24 protein-coding genes are annotated in these 26,358 nt (G+C 56.2%); 2 read left to right on the plus strand and 22 right to left on the minus strand.

Going from position 1 to position 26,358, the window contains the following annotated elements; genetic code table 11:
• Positions 1-7: 7 nt before the first annotated feature.
• A complete protein-coding gene (gene mobF, locus ACLI1O_RS12005) occupies positions 8-4,459 on the plus strand; it encodes a MobF family relaxase (RefSeq protein ID WP_411707056.1) in 4,452 nt (1,483 codons plus the stop codon).
• Between the two features lie 64 nt (positions 4,460-4,523).
• Here mobF and ACLI1O_RS12010 read toward each other — a convergent pair whose 3' ends face one another.
• The 22 genes from ACLI1O_RS12010 to ACLI1O_RS12115 all read right to left on the minus strand — a co-directional run bounded on the left by ACLI1O_RS12010 (position 4,524) and on the right by ACLI1O_RS12115 (position 25,947).
• A complete protein-coding gene (locus tag ACLI1O_RS12010) occupies positions 4,524-5,150 on the minus strand; it encodes a hypothetical protein (protein ID WP_070433095.1) in 627 nt (208 codons plus the stop codon).
• A 23-nt stretch (positions 5,151-5,173) separates the two neighbouring features.
• Positions 5,174-5,530 (minus strand): DUF4913 domain-containing protein, encoded by a 357-nt coding sequence (locus ACLI1O_RS12015; protein ID WP_070433094.1) that lies wholly within the window; start codon positions 5,528-5,530, stop codon positions 5,174-5,176.
• 18 nt (positions 5,531-5,548) lie between these two features.
• A complete protein-coding gene (locus ACLI1O_RS12020) occupies positions 5,549-7,279 on the minus strand; it encodes a type IV secretory system conjugative DNA transfer family protein (RefSeq protein WP_284851845.1) in 1,731 nt (576 codons plus the stop codon).
• 54 nt (positions 7,280-7,333) lie between these two features.
• Complete coding sequence (locus ACLI1O_RS12025) at positions 7,334-8,041, minus strand: hypothetical protein (protein WP_411707057.1); 708 nt, start codon at positions 8,039-8,041, stop codon at positions 7,334-7,336.
• Positions 8,042-8,065: 24 nt separating this feature from the next.
• Positions 8,066-8,632 (minus strand): hypothetical protein, encoded by a 567-nt coding sequence (locus ACLI1O_RS12030; RefSeq protein WP_284851843.1) that lies wholly within the window; start codon positions 8,630-8,632, stop codon positions 8,066-8,068.
• A gap of 17 nt (positions 8,633-8,649) precedes the next feature.
• Positions 8,650-10,347: an NlpC/P60 family protein gene (locus tag ACLI1O_RS12035; RefSeq protein WP_411707058.1), complete on the minus strand. Its 1,698-nt coding sequence runs from the start codon at positions 10,345-10,347 to the stop codon at positions 8,650-8,652.
• Positions 10,348-10,406: 59 nt separating this feature from the next.
• A protein-coding gene (locus ACLI1O_RS12040; protein ID WP_411701846.1) for an IS3 family transposase occupies positions 10,407-11,644 on the minus strand; the annotation gives its coding sequence in 2 pieces (ribosomal slippage) (positions 10,407-11,317 and positions 11,317-11,644; 1,239 coding nt in all).
• A 62-nt stretch (positions 11,645-11,706) separates the two neighbouring features.
• Entirely contained in the window at positions 11,707-12,138 is a 432-nt protein-coding gene (locus tag ACLI1O_RS12045; RefSeq protein WP_411707059.1) for a M23 family metallopeptidase, read from the minus strand.
• Positions 12,135-12,431 (minus strand): hypothetical protein, encoded by a 297-nt coding sequence (locus ACLI1O_RS12050; RefSeq protein ID WP_070420736.1) that lies wholly within the window; start codon positions 12,429-12,431, stop codon positions 12,135-12,137. The genes ACLI1O_RS12045 and ACLI1O_RS12050 overlap by 4 nt, the downstream gene beginning before the upstream one ends.
• Entirely contained in the window at positions 12,432-14,075 is a 1,644-nt protein-coding gene (locus ACLI1O_RS12055) for an ATP/GTP-binding protein (RefSeq protein WP_411707060.1), read from the minus strand.
• Positions 14,076-14,210: 135 nt separating this feature from the next.
• Positions 14,211-15,065, minus strand: a complete 855-nt coding sequence (locus ACLI1O_RS12060) for a hypothetical protein (RefSeq protein WP_306507972.1) — start codon at positions 15,063-15,065, stop codon at positions 14,211-14,213.
• Between the two features lie 10 nt (positions 15,066-15,075).
• On the minus strand, positions 15,076-16,560 hold the full coding sequence (locus ACLI1O_RS12065) for an SCO6880 family protein (protein WP_411707061.1): 1,485 nt from the start codon (positions 16,558-16,560) through the stop codon (positions 15,076-15,078).
• Positions 16,561-16,566: 6 nt separating this feature from the next.
• Complete coding sequence (locus ACLI1O_RS12070) at positions 16,567-18,384, minus strand: hypothetical protein (RefSeq protein ID WP_284851839.1); 1,818 nt, start codon at positions 18,382-18,384, stop codon at positions 16,567-16,569.
• Positions 18,372-19,199 (minus strand): hypothetical protein, encoded by an 828-nt coding sequence (locus ACLI1O_RS12075; protein WP_411707062.1) that lies wholly within the window; start codon positions 19,197-19,199, stop codon positions 18,372-18,374. The genes ACLI1O_RS12070 and ACLI1O_RS12075 overlap by 13 nt, the downstream gene beginning before the upstream one ends.
• A 26-nt stretch (positions 19,200-19,225) precedes the next feature.
• The gene (locus ACLI1O_RS12080) at positions 19,226-19,849 is read right to left on the minus strand and encodes a hypothetical protein (protein WP_284851837.1); all 624 of its coding nucleotides are present in this window, start codon (positions 19,847-19,849) and stop codon (positions 19,226-19,228) included.
• Positions 19,850-19,874: 25 nt separating this feature from the next.
• Positions 19,875-20,141, minus strand: a complete 267-nt coding sequence (locus ACLI1O_RS12085; protein WP_237799995.1) for a hypothetical protein — start codon at positions 20,139-20,141, stop codon at positions 19,875-19,877.
• 25 nt (positions 20,142-20,166) lie between these two features.
• Positions 20,167-20,463: a hypothetical protein gene (locus tag ACLI1O_RS12090; RefSeq protein ID WP_070624159.1), complete on the minus strand. Its 297-nt coding sequence runs from the start codon at positions 20,461-20,463 to the stop codon at positions 20,167-20,169.
• A 16-nt stretch (positions 20,464-20,479) separates the two neighbouring features.
• Positions 20,480-21,106, minus strand: a complete 627-nt coding sequence (locus ACLI1O_RS12095; protein ID WP_070420728.1) for a DUF6668 family protein — start codon at positions 21,104-21,106, stop codon at positions 20,480-20,482.
• Entirely contained in the window at positions 21,106-23,346 is a 2,241-nt protein-coding gene (locus ACLI1O_RS12100) for a cutinase family protein (protein WP_284851836.1), read from the minus strand. The genes ACLI1O_RS12095 and ACLI1O_RS12100 overlap by 1 nt, the downstream gene beginning before the upstream one ends.
• 4 nt (positions 23,347-23,350) lie before the next feature.
• A complete protein-coding gene (locus tag ACLI1O_RS12105; RefSeq protein ID WP_284851835.1) occupies positions 23,351-24,181 on the minus strand; it encodes a hypothetical protein in 831 nt (276 codons plus the stop codon).
• A 37-nt stretch (positions 24,182-24,218) separates the two neighbouring features.
• A complete protein-coding gene (locus ACLI1O_RS12110) occupies positions 24,219-25,346 on the minus strand; it encodes a hypothetical protein (protein WP_411707063.1) in 1,128 nt (375 codons plus the stop codon).
• Between the two features lie 388 nt (positions 25,347-25,734).
• Positions 25,735-25,947, minus strand: a complete 213-nt coding sequence (locus ACLI1O_RS12115; RefSeq protein WP_168162316.1) for a helix-turn-helix domain-containing protein — start codon at positions 25,945-25,947, stop codon at positions 25,735-25,737.
• A 191-nt stretch (positions 25,948-26,138) separates the two neighbouring features.
• Between ACLI1O_RS12115 and ACLI1O_RS12120 the strand changes: the two genes are divergently transcribed.
• On the plus strand, positions 26,139-26,309 hold the full coding sequence (locus ACLI1O_RS12120) for a hypothetical protein (protein ID WP_156794356.1): 171 nt from the start codon (positions 26,139-26,141) through the stop codon (positions 26,307-26,309).
• The last annotated feature ends 49 nt before the right edge of the window (positions 26,310-26,358 follow it).

Here is a 26,358-nt window from a genome sequence, read left to right on the forward strand (position 1 = left end):
AGGGCGCATGATGACCCTGCGCGTAGTCAACAGCGGAACAGGTTATGAGTACCTGTTGCGCTCTGTGGCTACCAATGATGGGCCAACAGACGCGCCAAGTTTGTCGAAGTATTACGACGCTAAAGGCACCCCTCCGGGGCGTTGGTTGGGCTCTGGTCTTGCCGGTTTGAACACCGAGAACGTCGTGCAGGGTGGGGAAGTTACCGAGTCGCAAATGGCCGCATTATATGGCGAGGGCCTGCACCCAGATGCGGATATGAAGATGTCCGAGGGCCAGAAAATCAAGGACGTGCAGCTGGGCCGACCGTTCGCTAACTTCACTAATGATGTGCCGGTTTTGGTGGCACTTCGTGACGCTGAGCGCCGCCACCGGCAGACAACAGGCACGCTGATGGGAAAGCAGGAGCGCGCCGAATTAGTGCAGAATATTGGCCGGGAGTTCTTCATTGAAGAACACGGCGTCGAGCCGCAATCGGGCCGGGAAGTCGTCAACTGGGTTAACGGGTTAAAGGACAATGTTCGGCAATCTGTCTCGGGTTTTGACCTGACCTTTTCGCCTGCTAAGTCCGTGTCGGTGGCGTGGGCGTTGTCTGATGAGAAGACCGCGCGGCGCATTGAGGCGCTTCATCACCAGGCCGTGAAAGAGGCCATAGCGTGGGCAGAAGACAACGTGTTTTTCACTCGCTCTGGCAAGCAAGGGCGTGAACAAGTTAAGACAAAAGGTGTTATTGCGTCCGAGTTTAAGCACTACGATACGCGCGCAGGAGACCCTGATCTGCACTCGCACGTGCTGGTATCCAACAAGGTTCAAGCCGAAGACGGACGTTGGTTATCGCTTGATTCCAAGGCGCTGCACAAGCAAGCGCAGGCCATTTCGCACCGCTATGACTCCATCTTGAACACCCTGCTTTCTAACCAAATGGGCTACACATTCACCGCCTGCGACCACGGGGTCAACAAGGAACCCACGTGGGAGATAGACGGTATTTCCGCCTTGTTGATGGAGTCGTTTTCTAAGCGTCGACGCGGCGCACAGCCGGTCTACAAGCGACTGGTGGAAGAGTTTGTTGCCGCACGTGGCGCAACCCCTAACTCGGTTGAGGTGGGTCGTTTGTGGCAGCAAGCTATCTTGGAAACCCGTGATGCAAAGCGTGAACCAGAAAGCCTTTCAGAGCTTCGCGCAGGCTGGAAAGCGGAAGTTTCTGCCCGTGATACTGGGGCAGAAGAACTCGCTGCCATCGCCCAACTTGTAGCAGATTCTGGCCATGATGAGCGCCCAGTATTTCACGCCGAAGACCACCTTTCAGGTCTTATCGACGAGGTTTTAGACACCGTTGTCAGGCGTCGTTCCTACTTTCGCGCCTCGCATGTAGCAACTGCTGCGGGTGGAAAACTCCAAGGCTATCGCTTCGATTCTCTTTCCGAGCGCGACCTAATCCATGCCACTGTGGTGGAGGCTATCGTGCGCGATAAGGCCATTTCCTTGAATGATTTTGACGTCCTGGATCTTCCCGAAGCCTTGAAAAACTCGGCGGGTAAAGCCCGGGATAGCCGCGCGGATAGTGAGCTTTATACCACCCAGGACATCCTCGCTACCGAAGACAAAGCACTGGCTGCACTCAACGAGCCGGTGGCTGCATTCGCGCCCTCTCACGCGATTGATAAGGCTCTTGATGAGCACGAAAATGAGGCTGGCTTCCGTCTTAACGCCGGGCAGGAATCCATGGCGCGCTACCTGCTTACCTGCGGCACACTGGCTGCTACCGGCGTGGGCCCGGCAGGTACTGGCAAGACCGCATCTATGCGCCTTGTCGCCAACGTGTGGGCCAATGAGGGCGGCAACGTTATTGGCCTGGCACCGTCTGCACAAGCAGCAGACGTGTTGTCTGAGGACTTAGGCTTTGACGCTTTTACCATCGACAAACTCACCTACACCTGGCGGGGTAACCACCCGACAAAGCCCGGCCATAGCCTCAAAGACCTTCCAGTATCCATTAACGCCGGTGACATGATCATCGTTGATGAGGCCGGCATGGCCTCTACCCCTAACATCGGCTCGCTGCTAGAGATTGCCGAAGAAGCAGGCGCAGTTGTGCGCTTTATTGGTGACCATAAACAGCTCGGCGCAGTAGAAAACGGTGGCCTATTCGGCGCTATGGTCAACGCCGCCGAACGCACTGATAATCAACTTTCCGAAGTCGTACGCTTCGGCGGAGATAGTGAACAATCTGCCACCAGCTTGCGTTTGCGTGAGGGTGATTCTTCTACCTTCGACTTCTACTTTAAGCGCGGTTGGGTCAATGGTGGCGCACGCAGCGACATGCTGGACAACGCCGCAGCAGACTACCTGGCTGATATTTCCAGCGGTAAAACCAGCCTTCTTATTGCTGCCACCAACCACGATGTGGCAGAACTCAACGACACAATCCGCGCCCACTACATCGCCCACGGCGTTGTAGACACCACCATGGAAGCCCAGCTTTCCAGAGGGGAAAAAGCAGGCGTTGGCGATACGATTCTGGCGCGCAAAAACCAGACCTTCTACGACGATGAGACCGCAACGAGTACCCGTATCAACAACGGCACGCTACTTACTGTCACCGCCATTGCCGAGGACGGTAGTATCACCGCCCGCAACACGGCAACCGGCGAAGAGTTGTGCCTTCCGGCAGACTACGTCCACGACAACGTGCAGCTAGGCTACGCTGCTACCGTCCACCGCGCCCAGGGCAGCACCGTGGAGTGTACCCGCGCGGTCATTGACCACCACGTCGATAGGGCCGGGCTGTATGTCGCACTTACACGCGGCAAAATCGCCAACCACATCTATGCTGTGACCGAACACCAGCTGGATGAGCTGGCCGAGGAAGGCCACTACCACTACCAAGGCATAGACCACGCCCCCAGCGCTAGGGACGTCTTTAATAAGGCAATCTCGCGCGATACCACCCCGAAGGCCGCACGCGAGGTCATCGCCGAAGTCGTAGACGAGCAAACCTCACCCGATCGCATGATGGGCCTGTGGCTTATGGGCAAAGACGAAGCCACCAACGACTTCATCGACTCCTACCTTCCCGACTGGATCGATACGCTCCCCGGCGACCTTGCCCGAAAGATTGAAGCCAGTGACGACGGTGTAGCACCCATCCGCCACGGCTGGGCAAGGCTTATTGACGCGGGCATTGACCCGCGCACCGTCATGGACGCTGCTACCCGCGATATTGACAACGCCCACGACCCGGCACGTCTTATCCGCTACCGCCTGGACGAACAGCTCCGCCTGCGCGATACCGGAAAGCGCCACCAGCTGCCTCCTGTATCTGGTCAGACAGACATAGAACTCGATACGTGGCTGCGCACCCACAACCCTTACGACCGCGCGGAAACTGCTCGCCTTACTGGAAAGGAAGGAAACCTCAACCAGCTCAACCAAACTGTGCTGGCAGAGCACGCACGCTTTGCCCGCTCGAAGGTCGAGTCGCTGACCTGGCAAGAGGCAAGTATTACTACTCGCCTACACGAGGACAAGAATGCCGCTGTCAACGAGGTACAGGCCGACTACCAGCAGGTAGTACTTGATGCTGGGCGAATTCGCGCCTACGAGCAGGCCATGGCAGACCACAGTGCGGCCCTTCGTGAAGAAGAAACAGCCCGCGCAACCATTGAGCACCAACGCCTGCTTAAAGAGGACTACACCCGCCCGGTTGCCGAGCGGGCCTACGACCACGACGCCGACGGATACGGCACGTACCAACAGCGCATAGACCATGCGCACAAGCGCCTTGAACAGGCGCAACAGCGCCGCAGCTTGGCGCAGCAGGCCATTGAAGACACCGGTGCTAACCTGCCGGAGGCAGGCCTGTGGGACGAAATCTGCTACCGCGCCGACGACACAGAAGAATGGGACAAACGTCTAAACGCTGCCGCACAACACGACAGCGAGCACGCCCACAATCTTCAACAACGACTCGATTCGATTCGCCGCGAGAAGATGGACTGGGCCGATCGTGCAGACATCGCCACGCGCTTGCGCGCAGAGGAAGTCCCCAACGATGTTGCCGACCATGCAGGCTACATTGCCGATGAGGTCAACCTACTTGCCGCACAACGCACCTACGAACTACGCCGCCTGGGCGTAGACGAGCCAGCACAAGAGGCAATCCGCGACATGGTCGCAGAAACCATTGCTGCCGCCTACGAACCAGACAATGACGAGACTCACCACGATGAGCAAGACACCGCCGTTCAGAACGCCGTAGAGGAAGAGCAACCTGCACCCGAGACCACAGCAGAAGATGAAGACGCCGACGAACTGCACGAGGGCGCGCAAGCTGGCCTCGACTTCCTCGCCAGCCTCGGCCTCGGCGGCGAACAGCAAAGCGTTACCAGCGACAGCGACACCACCGACGAACAAGCACCCGCTGACGAGCTTGAAGAAGAGCAAGGCCCTGAGCTCTAGATAAACAGAAAGGCGGTAGAAAGAACCGTCTGGTCTTTCTACCGCCTTGTGCGCGGGTGTATGGCTACATTTCGGCAACCTGCTCATCGGCTTGTTCGGCTGCGTCAGCAAGTTCGTTACCCGGAGATTCCAGTTCTTCGCTGGTCTCTTCCTGTAGCTGGTTAACTAGCTGATCGCTGGGGGATACGTCACTGTCGCCTACCGCGAGAGCGTAGGAATCAATGGCTTCGGGGTCTGCGTCCTGGGCTTCTAGATCTTCAATGACTTCTGCCGGAGACAATGCGGTGACCTCGCGGGCGTCGTCGTCTCCGGCTGCTGCGGAGATGTCTTTGCCAAGGCGTTCCACGCTATAACGCGAAAGTTCTCCGTCACGGGAAGAAAATCGGAAATCGTGGCCGTCTTCGTCAGTAAAGGCCATGTTGTCCTCGAAGCTATCGGCGATGGCGGCGGCAGATTCGGCCATACCGCGGCGGTTGAAATCATCAATGACCCATGTGCGGGATTGCTCATTTTCTTCTATGAGTGCTCGGCACCCTTCTACTGCGAGTGCTCCGCCTGCCATGCGTGTGAGAGCGTTGGGGCCTGGCTGAATCGTGCGCGGGGGGAAGTGGCGTACACGCTCTGCATGTAGTGCGCGGCGCAGGTTTCGGATAGTGCGGGCTGTGGACGCATCGACAGATGTACGAGACATAGTAGGTCTCCTTTCGCTTGTGTTTAGGAGGCGGGTTTAGTTGCGGAAGTAACTGGTAGCGGACGAGATGGAACGTCTTCACGCTTACAATCGGCGAAGACTCCGTCGTCCTTCATGATTTGTCGCATGTGGTAGTCGCCGTGCAGGCGCAGGAAGGTCTCAAGTGCAGTATCTGGCTCTTTTACCCGCAGATACTCGTAGCGCTTCCAGAGCCCGTCTAGTCGGGCGATTACCTCGGGGTGGTTCCACCAGGTGGGAGACCACGCGATGTTTTTCATCCGGTTGTCGGTAGTCGGGTACATAGTCACTAGGAACTTATCGACAAACTCGAAGACGCTTTTGTAGTGGAAGTCTTTGGGATCGATTTTCTCTTCTGCCATGGATTCCTCCGGTGGTAGTTACTGTTGTGCAGGAAGCAGCTGGCGGGTTTCGTCGTTCCAGTAGGTGCGCTCCCAGAACGGCTCTAGATACAGCGCGAATGGCCGTCGCCCGGTAAAGGCGAGTGCTTGTCCATAGGGCAAGGCAGCTAGTTCTGCCGCGTTGAGGATCTTCTTTTCTCGCGCTTGTATCGACGTTGAGCGTCCTCCGTCTGCCGAGCGAGAAACAGATTTGGTCAGCTCTTCATAGTCTCCAACAAGAAGCTCTAGCTTGTTGAGCATGTCTTGGTCACGGACTCCGCCGCCGTAGAGCAGCACGGACGCAGCAGACCACAAGGCCTCCATGCCCTCCTTGCCCCAGGCTTTTACGCCTTGGGCATAGGACTGCAAGATGGTCATGACGATGATTCCACGCGAACCGTAGTGGGAATACAGCTTAGGAAGTTCCGGCCACGGAACCGTGTTCGCAGCCTCGTCGAGGGCGGCAATCATCGGCACTGGAAGTCGCAGACCGTTTTCTTCGCCATAGCGCTCGGCAGCTTTCATCGTGGCCGCTGCTAGTGCCGTCGTTAGAGCAGCCGCGTTGTCTACGCCTTCCTTGGACAACAGGTACAGCGTGTCGTGGTCGGCGCGGACAAACTGCTCTGGTTCGAACTTGTCCTTGTCCTCGCCTGGGGTAACCCACTGTCTGATGGCTCGTCGTCCCAGTGGCGCAGCCATTTGCGCTGCTTGGGAGAAAAGACCGGAGCGGGTGCGCTCGGTAATGCTGTAGGTTCCGTTGAGTGCGTCGGCCATGGATTCCCATTCGTCAAAGCGCTGCAAAATGCCTACTGGTGTGCGGTCTTCATCGTCGTTAACCCAGCGGAAGACGTCGGTAATAGGGCGGTTGTCCAGTGCTGCGGCGAGGAAAAGCCTGCCGAGGAGGTCACGACCGCCTTCGGAGAAGAAGGCGTCGCCAGTGCTGTTATCACCGTGGGCTGCAGAGCGGAAAATATCGGCCAGCGCGATAGCTTCGCTGTCCATCTTCATCGGATCGCGGCGTACCGCGTCGAGAGGGTCGAAATACCACGGGCGATCGTCTCGCCCTGCAACAAGGCCTTGTGGATCGAAGATCCAGATATTTCCACGCGCCTCGGTAATCGCGGCAGTGTCGTAGACAATATCGGCCTTGTTTGAGGTGGTCAGTACGTTTCCCGGAGCATCAACAATGGCCGGAATAACCTGAGACGTGGTCTTTCCTCGGCGAGGCCCGAAGATCACGAGATACAGATCCTCCCACGAGGAATACACCCCGCGTCGAGACTGTAGATCTTTGCCCATGCGCAGGCCGGGATAGTCTTTAGCGGCGTCTTCGCCAATAAACTTCGCTGCCTTCTTCTCTGCGCTTTTGCGCGACAAGGAAGCAATATCGCTCTTGGGCGCTAGGTACTTTGAGGCCTGCCCCGTAGTGCTGGTGGTCTTTTTCGGCTTGGACTTCATCCATAGATAAACCAATCCAGCAATAGCTAGCCACAGCAGCACTGCGGCAACGGTCGCAATGACAGTCCACTCCAGCTGGCCTTTAATAAGACTGGCTAGTGTTTGAAATGGGTTGAGAGGTGGCTTGTCTTTACCGGCGAGTTTCCAGCTTGCTACCGCACCGATTTGCACGGTGCCAAGTACGGACAATGCCGCTACGAGAATGACGGCAAGGAAGATGGTTTGCCCGTCCGCTCCTGGCCCGCCTGAGTTTCTGGGGTTGGTTTTGCCCATTACTCTTCGCCCTTTCCTGTGCTATTTACCTGCGGGTTTTCGTCACTTTGACGGTTATTCATCATCGAGTTCAACAAGGCTTGCGAGATCAACGTTTTTCAGCGAGCGGAACCCTCCCATACGCGCTACCGAGGACGCACGCTCATCTGTCGGATCGACCTCAACGGACACTGCGACTTGCGAGTCTTTGGCAACGCCTCGAAGTCGCAGTTCATCTTCATCAAGGTCGGGGTATTCGGTGTGGATATGCAGTTCAATGAGTTCTGCTCCCGTTTCGTCTTGTACGCGGCGAGCAAGGTAGACCGCCTTTTCCGCAGCTGACTGTTCAGCACTGCCAATATCGCCTGGCGTATAGATGGCGTCGTTATCAAAGAAGCTGCCGAACCAAATAGCCTCGCCTGTCTCGTCGACGAGGGCGAAGGCTCCTTTATCGCCCTTGTTACTTTCGACCGCGCCCGTCCAAATATCTAGGCGGGTGCCGGAAGCGTTAGTCTGTGCGAGTTCTTCGGCGCGCTCGTGCTGGCGAGCCTGTCGCTCTTCCCGCTCAACAGATGACATGGCCTTGTAGTCAATGCCAAGGATTTTTAGCTTGTGCATGAACTTGCCCATGTCACTGCGGTCGTCGACATCGACGCCGGCCTCTGCTCCAACCTCGCGCAGTTGTGAGGTAGTTTCTGCTGCTTTGAGCTTGTCCTTGTATTCCTCCGAGGTCACAAGGTTTTCAATTTCATCAAATCGGGCGTTGTCACTGGCTTTGCTCATGGTTTTACTCCTTGTCGATTCTGTTTATGACATGGTCTGTGGTTGGGAGATGGTGATGTTGTCTAATCTCCACCAGCCCAGGTGGTTAAAGTGCGCGAAGACGTCATAGCGCAGTTTCTGCTCATGCTTGTCACCCTTGACGGTGACTTCTACCGAGTACTGGCGACGGGCCTCCATATCGGTGTCTTCGGGACGCTCTTCGAGGCCTTCGGTGAGCTCTACCGAGGCCGTAGCCTTGTCGTCGACCCAGCTGGCCCACTGTTTTCCAGGCACTTTGAACATTCCTGACCAGGAATTTCGGTTGTCGTAGGCAAAGTCTTCATCCATCAGTGGTTCGGCCTTGCGGGCTGCATCGGCGATGGTGTGATCGTCTTTTGGAGACCAGGAGAAGATCTGCTCGACAACATCATGGGCGACCTTGTCCACGTCTTCTTGGTCAGTGTCTTGAAGCGGGCCGCGTACTTCGGGCTGCTCCCACTGGCTTACCGTGGGGTCTTCCATGCCGGTATCCGTTCCGTCCGGCTCATCATTTCCGCACGCCGTGAGCGCTACAGTGCTGGCCAGGGCGAGTGCGATAGCTGTCTTTTTCATTGCTGTCCTGCCTTTTCTTATTCGCTTACTCGATACGCTTGATGTGGCTCATCGGTGCGGACGTCGTATTCACCGGAGTCCACGCCATAGGTTTGAGCCTCGATCCATTTGTCCTTTCCGTCTTTCTTGCCGGAGTAGATCGCAACGTGGTGTTCTGCTCCATCGCCGCCGATGAGAATGATGTCGCCGGGCTTTTTGTCCTCCCAATCAACCTTTTTCAGGTGTTCGTCTTTGGCCTGTGCTTGCGTCTGGTGAGGTAGCTTGACCTTGCCCTTGGTAGCGACAGCCACCGCACGGAGAACAAGTCCGGAGCAGTCGTAGCCTTCTTCTCCGCCGTCTTGTCCCTTCGTCGGGCCGTTCTCGTCGCCACCGCCCCATACGTAGGGATAACCGAATTCTTTACGTGCTGCGGCGACAATGCGCTCGCCAAGCTCGCCAGACGGTGCCGGATCATCACTGGAATCGCCGTTTCCGGCTTCGGTATCACAGCCGTCACCTACGTTGGCCTCACCCAAGGCTTCAATTTCCTCCTCGGACAAGTCCTTGCCTGCACCGCGATATTTATCTACCAGCTTCGTCGCAATATCAGCTTCTTGCTGGTAAACGCCCGTACCCGTATCGTTGCCCTGAACCGTACTTGCGGCTGCACCTACTTCCATTCCTTGGTAATCGACGTCTTCGAGGTGCTCATAGAAGTTCTTCGCCTGAACCGCTGGGTTCATCAGTTCTTCTACATCACCCCAAATACCGACCTGCTGCTGGAAGGTGCCCACAGAGCCATGGTCACTACTTACTGCATCGTGCGGGAAATCCAGCGACTTTTTGAGCTTTTCGGACGTCACATCGTCGGCCATACCGCTTTGTTCTTCTGGGGTAATAACTCCATCGTTGGCGTAGACCTGTAGCTGGGACTCATGCTTAGCGGTAGCTACAGCAATCTGTCGACCTTTCTCATCGACGTGCATGCTCTCGCCAATTGCAACGATCTGCTTCGCCAAGGCGAGCTGGCGACCAGTAAGCCCTTCAAATCCGCCCTTTTCGTCAGCGGGTTGTCCACTGCCTTTAGATTTGCTCTTCTTGCTGCCACTATCCGAGCTTTCTTTGCTTCCGCCGCCTACAGCGGCGGCCATGGTGTCGGCGAAGATCTTCGATCCAGATGGGCCGGGGTGGACTCCATCAACGAGCATTCCGGGGTCTTTATTCGCCTCTGCTGCCCAGTCGAAGTAGTCGTAACCAGACTTTTTCACCGAGTCATTAAAGCTGTCGGCGTGAGGTACACCGGCGATGGTCATAAGAACTAAGTTGGCGTCACCAATCTTGTTTTTAGCCGCGTCGAACTGGTCTTGTCCCACTTCGCCGTTCGTGCCTAGGGCCATGACCACAGTGTCGAATTGGTCGCCGTCGTCGATTTCTTGCATACCGGCTGCGTATTGCTTGGAGTCTTTGGCCCTGACTTCGGCTCCTGGAATCGCGCTTTCAATTTGGCTGCGTGCACCGTTGGAGATGGAATCGCCTACGACAAGGACTTTTCCTCCGCCGTCCGAGTTCTTTTTAGAGTCTTTGTCCTTCTTGTCGGAATCTCCGCCGCCTTTTTTGCCTTCTTCGGCCTTTTCCAGCCATGGCTTAGGGTCGACGCGCTCACCGCCTGCTGCTCGGTCACCTTCGACAACCTCGAAGTGCAGGTGGGGGCCAGAAGACTGACCGGCACTGCCCATATCGGCAATGTGCTGGCCCTTAGGGGCCCGAACCCCGGAAAGTGGACACGGGGATTTAATCAAGATGCGATAGTAAGTGTAGCTGATCCGGCGGCTTCGAAGGCGTTCGGCGAGCGATAGCCGCACCACGAGTGCAAGCGCTTGGTGTTGTAGTGCGTGCACCACCGGAACACGTCCCGACGACATACGATCTGACTTGGGAAAACGGACTCGTCCTGGAGGACTTCCCGTTTCAGCGTGGCGTTGAACGACTCCGCCAACGAGTTGTCCGCGCTCGTCCCGATTGCTCCCATCGACTGGGTGACACCGAATCGTTCACACAGCTTCCGGTATTGCCCAGAGGTATAGACGCTGCCATGATCGGAGTGAAAAATCGCCCCGTCAAGGTTGCCTCGGACCCCGTGGGCCATCGTGAGAGCTTCTTCGACCAACTCCGTGCGCATGTGGTCGGCGATCGCGAAACCGGTCAACTGCCGCGAATAGCAGTCGATGACGGTGGCCAGGTACATATTCGACCCGTCCGCGATCGGCAGGTACGTGATATCGCCGACGTAGATGGTGTTCGGTTTCTCCGCGGTGAACCGGCGTTTCAGCAGGTCGGGCAACTTCGGAGCCCGTTTCGCAGACACGGTGGTCTTCACCCGGCGTTTTTTGGTGTAGCCGAACAGGCCCATCTGGCGCATCAACCTGGCGGTGCGCTTGTGATTGAAAAGGTCGTCGTTGGCTGGATCGGAATTGATGGCCGCCGTCACGCGTTTCGCCCCGTAACAACCGTTCTCGGCCGTGAACACGGCCTTGATCCTCGCTCCCAGCACCGCGTCGTCAAGGACGCGTCGCCGGCGGGCAGGAGCAGCTGATTTCCATTTGTAATACGAGGACCGGTTGATCTTCAAAACCTCACATAACCGCTTGACCTCGTAGAGGCCTCGGTTGTCATCAACGAACCGGAAGCGGTTCACCAGTTCGTCTCTTCCGCGAAATATTTGGCCGCCTTGCGGAGAATCTCTCGTTCCTCCCGGAGCTTGGCGTTTTCGCGTTCCAGCACGCGGATGCGTTCGGCGTCGGAGAGTCCTTCAGCAGGCGTGCGTGCGCTGTTGGCTGCGGCAATGGGGCTGGCGACTTTTTCACCGTTGGCGTTGGTTTTGGTGCCGGTGCCGAAGGCGTCGAGCCAGGTGCGCAGGGAGTTGCGGTTGACCCCGAGATCGGAGGCGATCGCGTTGAGCGTTGCTCCGGGGGTCGACTCGTACAACGAGACTGCGTCGCGCTTGAACTGCTCAGTGTAGGTCTTGCGTGGCATGGTGGAAAGGTACCTCACTTCCCCAGCGAGATGCTGGTTTCAAGGTGTCCACCATCTGGGGGTCAGGTCCTAGTAACTTTGTCGCCGGTCTTGACCTTGACCTGACCAGGTTCTTCGTGACCGTACACGGTTTGAATTTTCTTACCGTCGATGTCGTGTTCCACGACAACCCAACCGCCGAATCCTTGCACGCCAGAGTCTTGGGCTTGGATAACGCGACCATCTGCGAAAGCGTAAATAGGAGTTCCACGCGGGCCTGCAATGTCTTGACCTAAGTGCATACCGCCCTCGCGTGGGCCATAAGGAGAGGTTTCCTGGGTGGCTTCTTTATCGCTCGGGTAGGCAAAATCACCATCAACAACGACATCGCCTGATCCCGATCCGCCTTCATCTTCGGCACATACTTCATCCTCATTGCCACCATCGAGGACGACGACGATGATAAGGACGAGGAACAAGACGATAGCCATGGCTATGCCGATAACCTTTTTCATCCGTCTTCACTCCTTAGTCGTCGCAGTCGTGCATTTTCTTCTTGCAAGCGCTCATTGCGCTTTTTCAGGCGGGCGATTTCACGTTGTAAGTGCTGAACCTGCTTGACTGTGGGCGAGGGCCACAGATTTTCTTCTTGCAGCCATTCCGTAAGCGTTGTGCGACCCATGCCCCAGTCTTTGGCGATTGCTTTTGCCGCTGCAGAGGCAGAGGAATACTCTTTCCACGTTTCTTCAAATTCCGCCATGGCCTGGCGTTTAGTGGACTCATCAAAAGGACTTACAAAGCCAGACATCTATGCCCCCTCACCTTCCAAGAAGAAGTCCTCGAAGCGAGCGTTCGTATTGTGCAGTTGCTCTTGAACTTCAGTCGGGAAAAGCATTGTCTGTACCGGAATGCCTGGCGAACCGTCCTTAGCAGGCTTAATCATGAATCGTCCGCGACCAGGCGGGGTTGCTCTTGCACCGCGAGTGCGTGAACGCGCAGGCGGCGCACCGCGAGACCACGAGACAATCATCTCTGCTTCGGCAGGTGAAAACTCCAACTGCGTAGACAAAATATCCAGCTCACTGGTGGGAAGTCCGCCGCAAATAACCATGCCAGCACGCTCAATAAAGCCCATTGCGGTCTTACGGTCTTCCTCAGTCGGCAAGGCCTCTAAGTCCTTGAAGGTGTGGGTGATCATGAACAACGCAGTCGCGTCCGTACGGTTCAGACGGGTCAAAGCGTCAATCTGGCCGACCATTCCCGGAGCTGACGAGAGCACCTGCCACATCTCATCGAGGCACAGATTGAAGTAGCGCTGAGGGCCAAGGCCGGCATCGGCGAGCATGTGTGAAGCCTCAATGGCACCGAAGGCAGAGCCCCAGCAGGCCATCATGACCGCTGCTTTCATCGCGGAATCACCACGATCAATAGCGGAGACGTCGATACAAATAGCCGGTGAATCTACCTCAATCGGAGTAGTAGTCTGACCGTCAAAGATACGGCCTGTAGCGCCGTCAAGCAGGGAGTTAAGGGAAAGGACAAGCGCGTCAATGCGCGCATTCCACTGTTCGTTAGTCTCTGCTCTGCCGAGCTTGCGCAGCCACTGCGGCCCGCGCTCAATGTAAGCAATCAAGTCTTTGAGTACAGGCGGGTTTTCCCAGTCGATACGTTCTTCTTCATACATTCCGCGCAGTGCAGCGGAAATAAGCATGGACTCATAGTCTTGAACGCCGCCACCGCGACCAAGGCTGACTAGCGTGGTTACCATCGTGACCTGACGGCCATGAACTTGCTCTTTTGCGCGGTTGAGCAGGTCTTCAATTCCTTGCAGGGAAATCTCGTCATCTTCGGCAGGCTCCCCTGCTTCCTGGCGGGCAACTAGCTTTTCGCGCTTGGCTTCCAGCTGTGGGATAACACGGCCTAGTGCGCCCACGTCGAGGGGATTAATGTGGCCGTAACCATGGCCGACGGTAATGACTTGGCCGTGGACTTGGTGGGTAAAGCCGACGTATTCGCCTTTAATATCGCCTGCGGCAATCGTAATCTGCCCATTGGAGGCCCCTCCCATGAGCATTTTGCGCACCAACGTGGACTTTCCCAGCGACGGCAACGACAAAATAAAGCAGGAGGGGTTAGCGATAATTCCTTCTCGAAACCACGACAACGGGTCGCATCCTACTGCCGCGCCCGTGGTGACATGGCGTCCTAGTGGCGTTCCAATAATTGGTGCAGGGGCACCAATGACATTGGGATTAAAGCCGCAACCTAGATTCGTCGTCGTCTGCCATTCCATCGGGCCATTTTGAACGGCCATGTAGCCTGCGTGGTGGCCGGTAAAGCCGCGTGGTTTCATGATGGTGAAAGGCTTTTCGCCGCGCACCGGCATGGCGCCGCCAGCACGTCGGCGCTGGCGCTCAATGGCTTCGGCGTGCTTCTGGCTCGTTTTTTCCACTTGCGATAGCGCCTACCCTCGCTCGACCAGCGGGACGGAGTTTCCTTCTCGCCGTCCAAGATCTGCTCGTGGAGAGTAATCATTTCTGCGTCGTGCGTGCCCATTGCTTTAATCCGCTCCCTAAAGTCCGTTGTCCTAAACCGTTACTTTTTCTGCGTCCCACGCCAGCTCGCCGATGCCTAAGCCTGCGAGGAAGCCCGCCATTTGTCGGCCATAAATGCGGCGTACTCGAAGGCGCTCTACTGCTGACAATTCGCTAATTAGTGCCGCTGCGGCGTTTTCTATCTGTTCCACGCCTGCTTCCGCCGCGACTGTGAGAATCCCGGAATGTCGGCCTGGGTCGTGTTCCTCGGATTCCGATCCAGGTCTAAAGATTCGTGTCCAGCGCGCTACACCGGCAAGTTCTCCCTCCAATACAAGCTCACGAAGCAAAGCGTCCAAGTCCCCGTCGTCCATGACGTCGAAACTGATTGCCGCCACATCGTCAAAAGTGATAGTTGCGGTGGTCTCTTCCACTGTGTCCACCTTGAGCTCTGGCCACTGTCCAGTTGAAGTGCCGACAGCATTCGCTACGCGGGCATAGATTTGTTCGTCAGTCATAGGAGTCGAGACCACCTCGCCGAATTCATAAAAGTCAGGCAGCTGCGCGGCAAGGCGGGTCAAGGCCTCGTTGGAGTCCTTGCGCTCTGTTTTATCGAGCTGCTTAAAGGTGACAGACATATAGCTGCCCGTGGAATCGACGGTGTAGGCAGTAGAAATGACCGACTCGTCTTCGGAAATAGCCTGCTCCCAGTCCCAGATCTTCTCCGAGCTAATCTCATCTGGGTTATCAACTTGGAAGCACACCGTTGCCGTAGCGCGCGGGGTTTGGCGAATGACTGCGCCAAAGGAAAAGCCTGCCTTGTCACGAGAAGTATGCAGCTGCACGTTCGTTAGGCGTGACAGAGTGCGACCCGCCTTGTTCTTTTTGCCAAAAAGTCCGAAAAGCACCTAATTTCCCCTATCCTTGTGCCGCCAGCGCGGACGTAGATTCCTTCGTCCATGGAATCTGGCCAAGCCCGCACGACGTGATGAATCCTGCGTCCTGCTGGCGCGACATCTCGCGCAACCGCAGGTTGGCTTGTGCGCCTAGCTGCTTGACGTCGTGGCGAATACGCCCCAGAAGTTCTTCGTCTTCTGTCGTGGCCGTGACAAACAGGCTGTAGCGTCCCAACTGCGCACCGCGTGCTTGTGCTCTACGCGCTGCTTCGGTGTGCTCTAGGCGCATTTCGGCAGCAGCCGACCGGATTTTCTTTGATGAGTTAGCCGCCACCATCGCGTCTCGGTGCTCTGCCTCCACGCGGGAGGCACCTGTACCAGCCTCATACGGGCGGTAAACCAGCGCGACGCGCTTACGGTCAATGCGTGCATGCGGCGCAATCAGGTTGCCGAGCAAGGTGTCTTCAAACGTAGAGCGGGGCGCAGAGGCCATTTCCCACGTCACCGAAGAAACACCATCATGGCGATAGACGTTCTTGCGCACATCATGGAACGCTGGGCCCGCGTCGAACCATTCGAGATCGTGGGTGTTTCCGCCAACGGAAATTTCTTCAAAGTCGCCTTCGGCAGCAGGGTTAAAGAACTTGTGCGCGCGTGCGCAAACTTCTTCTGCATCCATGGGGGTTGCCTGGATTCCCGACCAGGTCAGTTCCTCGTACAGGCCGGGAAGCCGGGTGCCAATTAGCTGCAAGAAACTAGTGTCGTCTGGTTCAGCCACGCTCACTTTCAACGTGACTGCGATATGAGCTTCTGTCTCAGGGATTCCGACCGACAATTCATCAGAGGCTTCTTGCATAATGCGCTTTGCTACCTCGGGCGCATCGTCGTGAACCGTTGCCTGGACTTCCTTAGCCACCAACTCGCCAGTATCAGGGCGAGAGTTCGTAACAAAGACAGTGGAGACCACGTCACCTGACAGTGACAGGCCGGCAAGCCAGCGGCCCCAATTAGCCGTCATGTCATTGCGTTCTTCCTGAGTCATGGCAGTTTGTCCTGACAATTGGCAGGAAAAGAGAACCGTAGCTTCGCGACGGTGACGGTCAAAGACCACACCGAAGTCTCGGCCTACCGCGTCTGTTCCTTCCAGCAGTTCTGTACGTGCCAGTGATCCGGGAAGGCGGTAGCGGCCTCCTGCCAACCGCGACGAGGGCCCAGAGATATAGACGTTGTCGCCGCGTGCTCGGCGTCGCCAGTCCTGAAAAATCATCTCCGATACCTGGGCTACCGAGCGTCCGCCCACATTAAGCGAGACCAGCAAGGCGATAATCACGGTGATAGGAAGTACCACCATAAAGCCTATTTTTTGCATTCCGCCGAGCTGGCAAACCAAAAAGCCGATAAAGCCCGCGCCTAGAACGATGGTGGTTTTCATTGAAAAGCCACCGATACCAGTACGACGGCTAGGCTGGCCGAGCGCGTACACGGGGACGTCTACGTTATCTGCCATGGTTTCTTACCTCCTTACGTTTCCGTGATAATTGCCCTGCTGACCAATGGATTCATCGAGAATTCCTTGAATTTGGCGAGCCGCTGACCCTGCCGATCGGCCCGCTCTAGCTCCTTGTCCTGCTAATACGCGACCAGTACGCACACCTCTGTTAACTCCCCGGCCAGCACCTTGGGCCGCGCCCCGGGCGATATTGCGGGCACGTGATCCGCGTGCTGCGCCTGTTCCGCTCATCGTGGTTCGTCGGCCGGAACCTTGACTGGTAGCCCCGCTTGGGCCAGCACCAGAAGCAGTAGCCGCAGCGCCAGAGCTAGCGGGACGGACACTCGCGCCCTCACTGCCAGAGGCGCTTGCAGCACCAGAGCCCGAACCACCTGGGGATACAGCATGTGAGCCACCACCGCCTTGACGTGCTCCACCTCCTTGGCCAGAGCCAGAAGCAGTAGTTCCCGCATCGCCGCGACTTGCCGGGCCTGCTCCGCCAGAAGCACCAGAGCCTCCGGAACCTCCGGAGCCACCAGATCCTCCCGAGCCGCCGCCAAGTGGACTGCCACCGGAGCCGCCGCCAAGTGGACTGCTTCCCGACCCTCCAGAGCCGCCGCCTGGAACCGCATTCTTCGCAGCAGCACCAGCCTTTGCGCCACCTATAGCGCCGCCAGCGCCGCCTAGTAGCGCGCCTCCAGCCATGCCGAGGGCTCCGCCTGCTGCTCCAGCCAAACCAGCAGCACCTGCCAACGCAGAGCCTGCTCCGCCTCCACCTGCTTGCGAGACAAACGGAGCAATTGTTCGTACCAAAGTCGGGCCGGAGAACCCGGCAGCAGCCAGCATAAGTACGGTCATAACTGCGGACATCATGTCTTCGCCGCCAGAGGCTGATTGCCAAAAAGTCACGCAGTACAGCAGAGCAGAAATCGGCTTAAACAAAATGCAGGCAATCATCATAGACACCACGTGATTGAGACCTTGACGTCCCGTGTTGGTGTAAGAAAAGGCGGCCAACGCAGGTGTAATGCCGAGCGCAATGGGAAACAGCAAGGTACGCACCGCTAAGGAAACAATCTGCATGATTGAACCCGCGACTCCCACACCAGCAAGCGCCAGCATGAGAATTGGCCCGCCCATTTCCTCGTTGAGTTCAGAGGCCCCTAGGACTGACTCCGAATCACTAGCGCCGAACTGTTTCATCACCCAATCGGCAAGCTGATCAGAAGCAACCATGGCTCCTGTTCCCAAGCCCACAATGAGCGTTGAAAACAGTAAGTATCCGCCAATGTTCTTGCCCATACTTTCTAGGCCGTCTGCTACGCCTTGTCTTCGGTCGTAGGCCATATGCATGCCGCCGATAATCAGGGACGAAATCAGCGCCATACCTGCAATACCAAGCACAATGTTTTTCACGCCCTGGACGGAGCCATCCATGATGTTTTTGTCCATGCGCCAATCCATCCAGAACGTCATGACAGTCTGGAGCGCCTGGTTATTACCCTCAAGAACAGCCTTAGTGAAGTCACCAACTGGATCTCCCCAAAACTCAGAGGCACCTGCGGACATTGCCTTCATCGGGTGCTTCACGCCTTCGGTGAAGTTGCAGTCAAACTTTTCGAACGTTTCGAGAAGGGTGTCTTCCCAATCGTCTGGGGTAAGTGCCTCATCAATCTTTCGATCAATGCTCCCCTCGGGGGAGTAATCTAATTCTGCTTGGCAATCTTCAACTAACTGTTGAAACTCGTCCTTAGCTTCTTGTGCATTGGCAGGCGCTATACCTGCCAGAGTTACGATTAAAGCAACTATTGCAGCTACCGGAAGCTTTTTTAGAAGCTCCATTCAGACCATCCATCTAGGTTTGAAATCTGCTTATTAGCAGGCTGTTTGACCGATTCAAGCTCGGTCTTCCAGTCGTCTTCTTCCCACACAGCAGACATGCGCACAACTATCCATGTTGGGTTATCCGTATCGCCCTTTTCATCGGTTGGAAGTGGGAGAGCTAGGTCGCCGATTACGCGATCATCACCACAGCTAGTAATTTTGAAGGCTTGTGGCGCGGCGCGGCGCGTAGCTTTCTCATCAGTATTTGCTGGAGACTTTTCAAGTTCCGCCCCCAATTTCTCAGCGTTTTCTCCTGTGAAGTTCGTTTTCACAGCAGACGTCGCGAGATCGCCGCCTCGATACAGATAAGCATTAGAGTTCCACGCAGCCAGCATCGCAGCTTCCGCTGTGCGCGCGTATTTTTCTGGAACTCCATCTTTAGTAACCCCTCCAGGGCCTAAGTCTTCGCTCCATAGAGTCTGCATGTCATGGGTGCGTTCAATAGTCAGCTTCTCCGGGGAGTCGACGTCGCATTGTAGGGAGTCCTGTTTTTTAACTTCTCCGAGAGACTTACCGACTTTAGACGCTGGAGTCTTTATGCTTCGTCCAAACACATCAGAGGTATCTTCTGACCACTCAGAAGCACTCAAATCATCTTGCCTTTTCCCATCAGAGTCTGTGTTGTCATCATTGTTCACTTCCTGAGATTCTTCCCGGGACTCCCCCTCTTGGTTCGCCCCTTTCCCAATGAAAAATGCGGCAACAATTGCGATGACAAGGACGATGATTGCAATGACAATCGCCCAGATTTTTCGGGAGTTCTTCGTTTCCATGTGGCCTTCTTCCGCTGTTTGCGCTTTTACTGTGCGTATTCGGTAAAGCCGTCGAGGCTTTCTAGCTTGTGGAGGTCAGGGGCGTTTTCTTGGTCGGGAAGAACCAACTTCCAGTCGTCTGCTTGCCAGACAAGTTGCACGGGATAGACCGTGAGCCCGACGTCGGGATAGTCGGCTGCAAGTAGTACTTGTGCTTTGTCGTCGTTGTAGTCGGTGATTTTGAAGCCTTTGAATTCAGCGGCGTCTTTCTTATCGACGTTTCCGTTCACTGAAATCAACGAGCGTCCTTGTGCCCATTGGTCTCGGCCAGGACCCGGAGAGGTCATGTCAGAGGCAACGTCTGGCCATGTTTGATCGTCTGCTGTAGCCAGCATGACTTGGCCGTTAATAGCTGCTTGTACCGCTCCCTGCGGGGTGTGGGAGTAGCCGTGCGGTACTGGACTAGTCTCTTCTGGCCCGTCGTTGGAATCCACCGGCGTACCGATCCCCCCGACCGAAGACCACGAAGCGTTCTCGGGTGCTGCTTCTAGGTCAACGGTGGGCTGATCGTTCGCCTCGGTGGGCTGCTCTGACTCGTCGGAGCCACAGGCAGCTAGTCCAAGCGTGGCCGCGACAATGGCTGCGGCTGCGCTGAGGCGAGTGATGTTCATATCTTCCTTTCGGAGGTTTAAGTAGTTAGACGAACCACGACGCGATGGTGGCAGCAGAACTAGCGATAAGAACGCCGAGGGCGATTTTCAATGCGGCGGTTGTGGGGGACGTTGCCGATACTGCTTCGCCACGGTTTTTATCTGCGGCCAAAAGAGCGCCGAGAACGATTACTGCGATAACGGAGACGGCTAGCGATACATACAGTGCGTATTGAAGCCATTGCCACCCAGTGCCCCACACTTCTTGTGGAAGATCTTGTGGGGTTGATGGTGGGCCTTGGGCGATAATCACGAGCGGTTCTCCTTACGTCTGGGGGCTAAATGAGTGCTGCGACGATGGTTCCGGCACCGCCGATAATCAAGCAGCCGACGCCAACACGTAGCGCGGCAGAGGTGGCTTCTTCGCTGGTTCCTTCGCGGCGGGAGAGAACCATGGATGCGCCGATGGAAATCACGCCAGCCACGGCAACGACCAGGCCGATATAGACGCCGAAGTTGAGACCGCGGTCTACTTTCTCGCCGAAGTCGCCGGGTGCTTGTGGGTTTAGGTCTTGGCCAGGAACCTGGGCAAGGATTTGAGAGTGGATATTGGCGGCGGTTTGGGTCAGGGACATGGTCTTTTCCTTTCGGTTAGAGGTGTTTGTTGGCTTCGCGGGCGCGGTCTACGAGGTCTTCACCGATGTCTCGCACCGATTTGTGAACGAGGTTGGGGGACGGTTTTTTCTTTTGCCAGAACTTGGTGGGTTCTTCCTCCTCGGGTTCATCGTCGAGTGGCGACCACTGGGGCAGGTCACTGACGGTTGACTCGCGCCAATCGTCGAAGTAGTCCACGCGCCAGATAGTCGGGACAGTCTTTTCCAGCACAGTGATTCGTTGTTCTAGGCTGCGTGGTAGCTTTCCGGGAGCGTCAGCAACCAAGATGATTCCCAAGACGCGGCACCCTCCGGTCTTATTGGACTGATCCTGTAGTGCGAGGTCGTGTGCTGCCTCTAGTCCTGCACGGGTGGTGCGCGCGACAATGACGCACCACGGGTATTTGTCGTGGACTGGCCACTGCTGGCCGGCATCGCCGAATGGAGCGAGCGCGTGCGCTAGGTAAGTTGCTCCTGCACCGCCGTGGGCGGCAACGAGCCAGATAAGCGGATCCATCTCGCCTTCGGGAGCAAGCCGGGTATCTGCCAGTTCGTTGCCTAGCCCGGTAAGTGCCACACGCTTGAGTGGTTTCGGCTGTGCTACTGCCGTGTCTTGGGAGGTCATTAGCCCATCAGCTCCTTTTTGAAGTTGGTGACCTGGTCGAGAGCTTCCTTGGCTTCGTCTGCGCTGTAGGTGGAGTTATCAAGCCCTGCGTCCTGCACAGCGTCTGGACGTACTTCGTCTCCTGCTACATCGCGGCTGGAAGCAACGGCCCAGTCCACGGTGGCGTCGATAGCGCTACGCCCGTCTGCGGTTGCTGGCCTAGAACCGTAGGAATTATGAGCGTTTCCGTGTCCTGCGGCTTGCACGGCTGTTTCGGCAAGCCCGTCACCGGTAATGCCCAGCACATCAATTTCCTTAAAGACCTCATCGGCCATGCCGGTAACCGTTTCTGGGGTTAGTACTTCTAGTGCAGCGTCAGCCAGCTTGGACGCTGCTACCGCAAGCCCTGCCTTGGGGTTGGTGATTCCAGCTGAAGCCACCTGTGCCAGGTTCTCGACGGTAATGGCCTTTTTGGCAATGGTGATTCCCTTGCCCAGTGCCATACCGCCGAGCTTGCTTACCGCAGCAACAGCGGATTTGCCCAGATCGCCGATTAGCTCGCCGCCTACAGGACCGCGAGCCTCTTCCATGGACTTACTGCGTGCTCCATCGCGGGAGATCGTCGAGATAAGGTCTGCATTTCCTGATTGTCCAGCAGAAGTAGTCTCACTAGCGCTAGCGCTTGTCGACGGCTCTGTTTCTTCCGCCGTCGACGCAGGCGTCGATGTCTGCGAAGAGGTCTCGGCCTGTGCCGAAGTAGACGGGGCAGCGCTCGTGGTTTCACTTACGCTAGAAGAACTATTGCCCGTCGAGGGCGAAGCGGCTAGGCCGGGCACTTCGTTATCGCTGACAGATTCAACTTTGAAGCCGCCGTCTCCGAAGTCGATTCCATCGTCTTTCACATCATCAAGGCCGCCTAGCTGAACAGCCGGGCCAAGAGTATCGCTTACAGCCTTGAGGGATTCTTCTGGGTCGTGCAGGTCAAGACGCTCTGCGGTGCCAACCACCAGATCCGAAAGTCGACCGGAGATAGGCAAGTCGCAGACTAGATCACCTTCCGAGCACCACGAGGCGGTGCGATCGGCGAGTTCACCGAAGTCCTTCCCTCCAGTCTTGTCCAAGCCCATGCCTGCACCATCGAGTTTGTCTTGCTCTGGGGAATTGAACTCACCTACCTGCTTGGTGTGTCCACCGTCAGTACCAGGTACTGCTGCTGGGGTGGACTCCCCGCCCTGCATGACCTGTACTCCCTTATCGCGGGTGGGGTCAGAAAAGAGGGCAACGCCTGCTACTTTATCGGCTGGAAAGTCCGACTCGCCGGAGCCAATTTCGCGTGCGACGGTAGACGCTACCTGCGCACCTTGAGAATGACCGGCAAGAAACACCTTAGTGTTAGGGCACTTGGCGGCTACCTCGTTGAGCACCTTGGCGGTGTTTTCCGCGCCTTTTTCCATCGACTCGGTGTAGGCGACTGGCGCAGACGGTTTCAGCCCCGGCACGATTGCTCCGCCTGCTGCAGCAGGGTACGTCACGTACGTACGTGCAATGCGCGTGCCGTCCTTTTCTACCGCGTCTTTTTCCTCAGTCTTCCACTCGTCTGTGTTGTTTTCTGGAGCGTCCTCCCACAGGGAGTCAGACGAATCTTCGCCCTCGGAGTCAGTGGAAGAGTCCTTGTCTCCACTTCCCCACTGATCGTTAGAATCCGACGACTTGTCGCTAGACTTGTCGGAATCTCCCCACAAGTCCGAATTGTCGCTTTTATCTTCTGCAGGCTCTTGGGAGTCTCCACCGCCCCACAAGTCGTTGGAATCGCCAGACTTATCGCCAGTGGAGTTATCACTGCCTCCCCACAGATCCTTAGAGTCTGCAGCAATCATCTGGGCATTGTCTTTAGTAACCGCCTCGGCAGTGGCCTTTGTCGAAGTAGCAGAAGAAGTGCTCTCTGCCGAAGAATCAGATGAGTCTTCGGCGTCTTCTAGGCTAATACCGCCCGACAAGTCTTTAGGAGTGCTTGGGTTGGCTTCGCGCATGGCAGGGCCAGCGATTTTCGAGCCGAAACCATGGTCGTGAGTAGAGTCCTCCTGCGCGGAGGTATCGAAAGTGCCATTGACAAGCACGAGCTGAATGTCGGCACATTTATCATCGGAGACATCTTTTTTATCGGTCTCTGTCTGGGCCATGGCGGTAGGCACTGACAGGCCGAACATGGCCACTATGGACGCGGTGGCAGCGTAAGAAAAAGCGTGTTTCAGCGGGGTCACCGTTTTAGTCCTCTCGTCCAATGGAGTCCACAGCCCACGAGCCGTTGGCCTCCTTTGCGGTTACTTTTTGCTTGTACAAGGTGGGCTTTTCTTCCTTGGGCTGCTTGACTTCTAGCTCTACAGAGGTCGTATCTCCCTCGGACGGCTGCATAGTCAGACACCAGGTCGTGCCTTTAGGAGCAGCCTTGGGCAGAATCTTCATCCAGTTCTGCTTTTGCATATCGCTGTCCTTGGTCAAAGACGCCTTGACACCGTTGGCGTCAGCGTCAAAATAAGCCTTTTCAAACTTCGCGATTGCTGCGCGCGGGGAGTCTTCGGCCGACACGTCCACATCATTGTTTCCGCTACAGCGGGTGCCGACTTCCGCAACCTCAGAGGAGGTATCAGACACCGGTTGTGGGCCTTGTTGGTCAGCTTCTTCTGCTACCGGCGAGGACTGCTGTGAGTGCTCTTGCGAGACAGTGTCCTCAGAAGAATCACCCATCTGGGCAAGGAAAGTGAAAGCACCAGCTCCTACAAGGGCAAACACACCCACACCAAGCGCGATAGGCAAGGCTACGCCGCGACTTTTCTTATTCTTGGCTGGCTTTTTCTCGCTCTTGTCTACAGAATCAGGGCGAGAAACCGCAGGTTCTTCTTTAGCTGCGGGCTTAGCTTTTGCTTTAGGCTTAGGTTTTTCTTCTACAGCCGGTGCTGTTTCCTCCGGCGTCTTTTCAGTCTGCGTATCGTCTACGCGACTTTCTTCCTCTTCCTTGGTGCTATCAAGGGCACGAAGGTCAGGTTTCGCGGAGTTTTGTTTGTCGTGATTATCGAGTGCGTCAAGCCAATCATCCATGGGTATTCCTCATTTCTCGGCTTAGGCCGCAAGCAGTTTAAACAGTCTTGTGGTCGATATTTACGTCCGCAGAAACAGCCCCCAGTTCAGCTTGCTGCTCGGTGGGCAGATTCTCTACCTCGTCAATTACTGCATTGTGCAGGTTATTGAGGTTTTCCTGCCCGTATTCTGGAAGCGCCTTAGCAGCGTTTTGACCGGCCTGCTGCGCCCAAGCGACTTCCTTGGCCGGCAAGGCAATGGTGCTCTCGCCCGCCGCAGTAGAGATAGTGACGTCACCGTCAAATGGCTGGGCCTGCCCCTGTGCCGTCACCGTGATTCCTGGGGCCGACACAGTGGCCGTAGCGCCTTCTACCTCGTTGGTTTCTACCGGCGCTGTTGGCTGCTGCTCTGGCTGCTGTACAATTTCCTCACCAGCAGGTGCCGATTCTTCCACGGCAGGTTGTACAGGTTCTGCAGGCTGGGCAGTCTCTACTTCCTCTGGCTGTGGGTTGGTGTTGGCGACTACTTCCTCAGCTGGAGCCTCATGCTGCGGGGCGTTTTCTACATCGTCAGAAACAGGCTCTGGGGTGTAGGCAGGCTCCGTTTCCACTTCGGACTCTTGGGAGTCAGTGGTGTGCACAGCAGGCTCATAGGTGGGCTGCTGGGTATTGTCTACCGGCTCGCTCGGGGCCTCGGGCTGGACGGCTGGCTGCTCGGAGACGATTTCATCGCTCCACTGTGGGGTGGTGGAATTATTGGTGTTATCTCCGTTGTCAGATTCCACCGGCTTCGGTGCAGGAGCTTCAGTCTCCGTGCCTGGCTGAGCCTGCTGCGAGGCCTCTGCAGGGGTCTCCGTTCCCGGCTGCGCATTGTTTGCTGGCTGAGAAGGAATATTGCCTTGATTAGGAAGCTCGGCGTTCACATCTGTTCCTGGCTGGGCCTCATTAGCAGCAGGTGCCGATTCTTCATTGCCACTCTCGTCGCTACCTGCGTTCTCGGAAGCCTCTGTGCCTGGCTGGGCTTGTTCTGCTTCCTCAGCTGGAGCCTCATCGGCACTAGTGTCCGTGCCCGGCTGGGCTTCAGATGCCTCTTCTGCCTGCGCGGTGACAGCACCTACGCCGGTTACAGCGCTAAGCGCGACCAGCGTAGCGGCACTGGTGGAAATAGCGGTGCGAATCTTGACCATTGGTCCCTCTCTACAATGTGGGTTTCATCATCTCGTTCTGCGCCTTCTGCGCATTCTGCGCGTTCTGCGTCGTACCCCATTGTGGCGCAAGTCCTGTGCCATTCCAACAGCAATTGCTTATTATTTTTGCCTTTTAACTTCCCCCAAGGTTTTCACATGCGTTTACTTTCCCTTTATGCGCTGGGACTTTCTCCTTTATTTACAGGAATTCCCGAATTTAATTCACAGCAATAAAACGGGCCAATACCCCCATTACGGGGCAGGTGTTAACATGCCTATTAGTTGATGATATGTCCGCATTTTGCCGCTTTTTACAGAAAAACACCCCAGAATGGAACATTCTGGGGTGTCTGACCAGCCCTAACTGGCAAGAAAGCTACAGCCTTCGCTACTCCTGCGGGGGTATCCCGTTGAGCAATTCTTCTAAGGAAGATTTTGGTATCCGGTATCGACCACTCGGCAAGCGGACAACTCCGTCAATTTTTCCGGACGCAGCCCACGCCTGCACCGAACGTCGAGAGACGTTGGGAAGCAGTTCTGCAGCTTCTCCCGAGGTCAGCCACACTTCTTCGTTGGTCTGCTCAGCGTCTCCTGTAGTCATGTCGGTCATATTACATCCACTCCAGCTGGCGTCAATCACGCGATTGGCACACTCTGCGCGTTCTGCGCGTATTGCGCCTTTTGCGCTTTTTGTCTATTCTCGTTTCTACCTCGGGCCATAAAGCTGGCTTTGTCGAGGTTTTCTTGAACCATTTTATCTAGGTAACACTTAGCCCTGCTAGGAGGGCATTTATGGATACCAAAGTCACCTTTCGTATTGATGCACACCTCAAAGAAGAGCTGCATCATATGGCTATCTGTCAGCATACAACGATGAATGCGCTGATCGTTCAGGCCATTTCTGAGAGTCTTGCCAGATACCTTGGAGAACGCTGTCTGGTTAAAAAAGGTCTAGCGCACTAGGTTTTTAGCCCCATAGAATTCGGGGCCATGGCGAGGAAGAAGAAAGAAG

The organism is Corynebacterium sp. LaCa78 (assembly GCF_046717505.1).
Taxonomy (GTDB): Bacteria; Actinomycetota; Actinomycetes; order Mycobacteriales; family Mycobacteriaceae; genus Corynebacterium.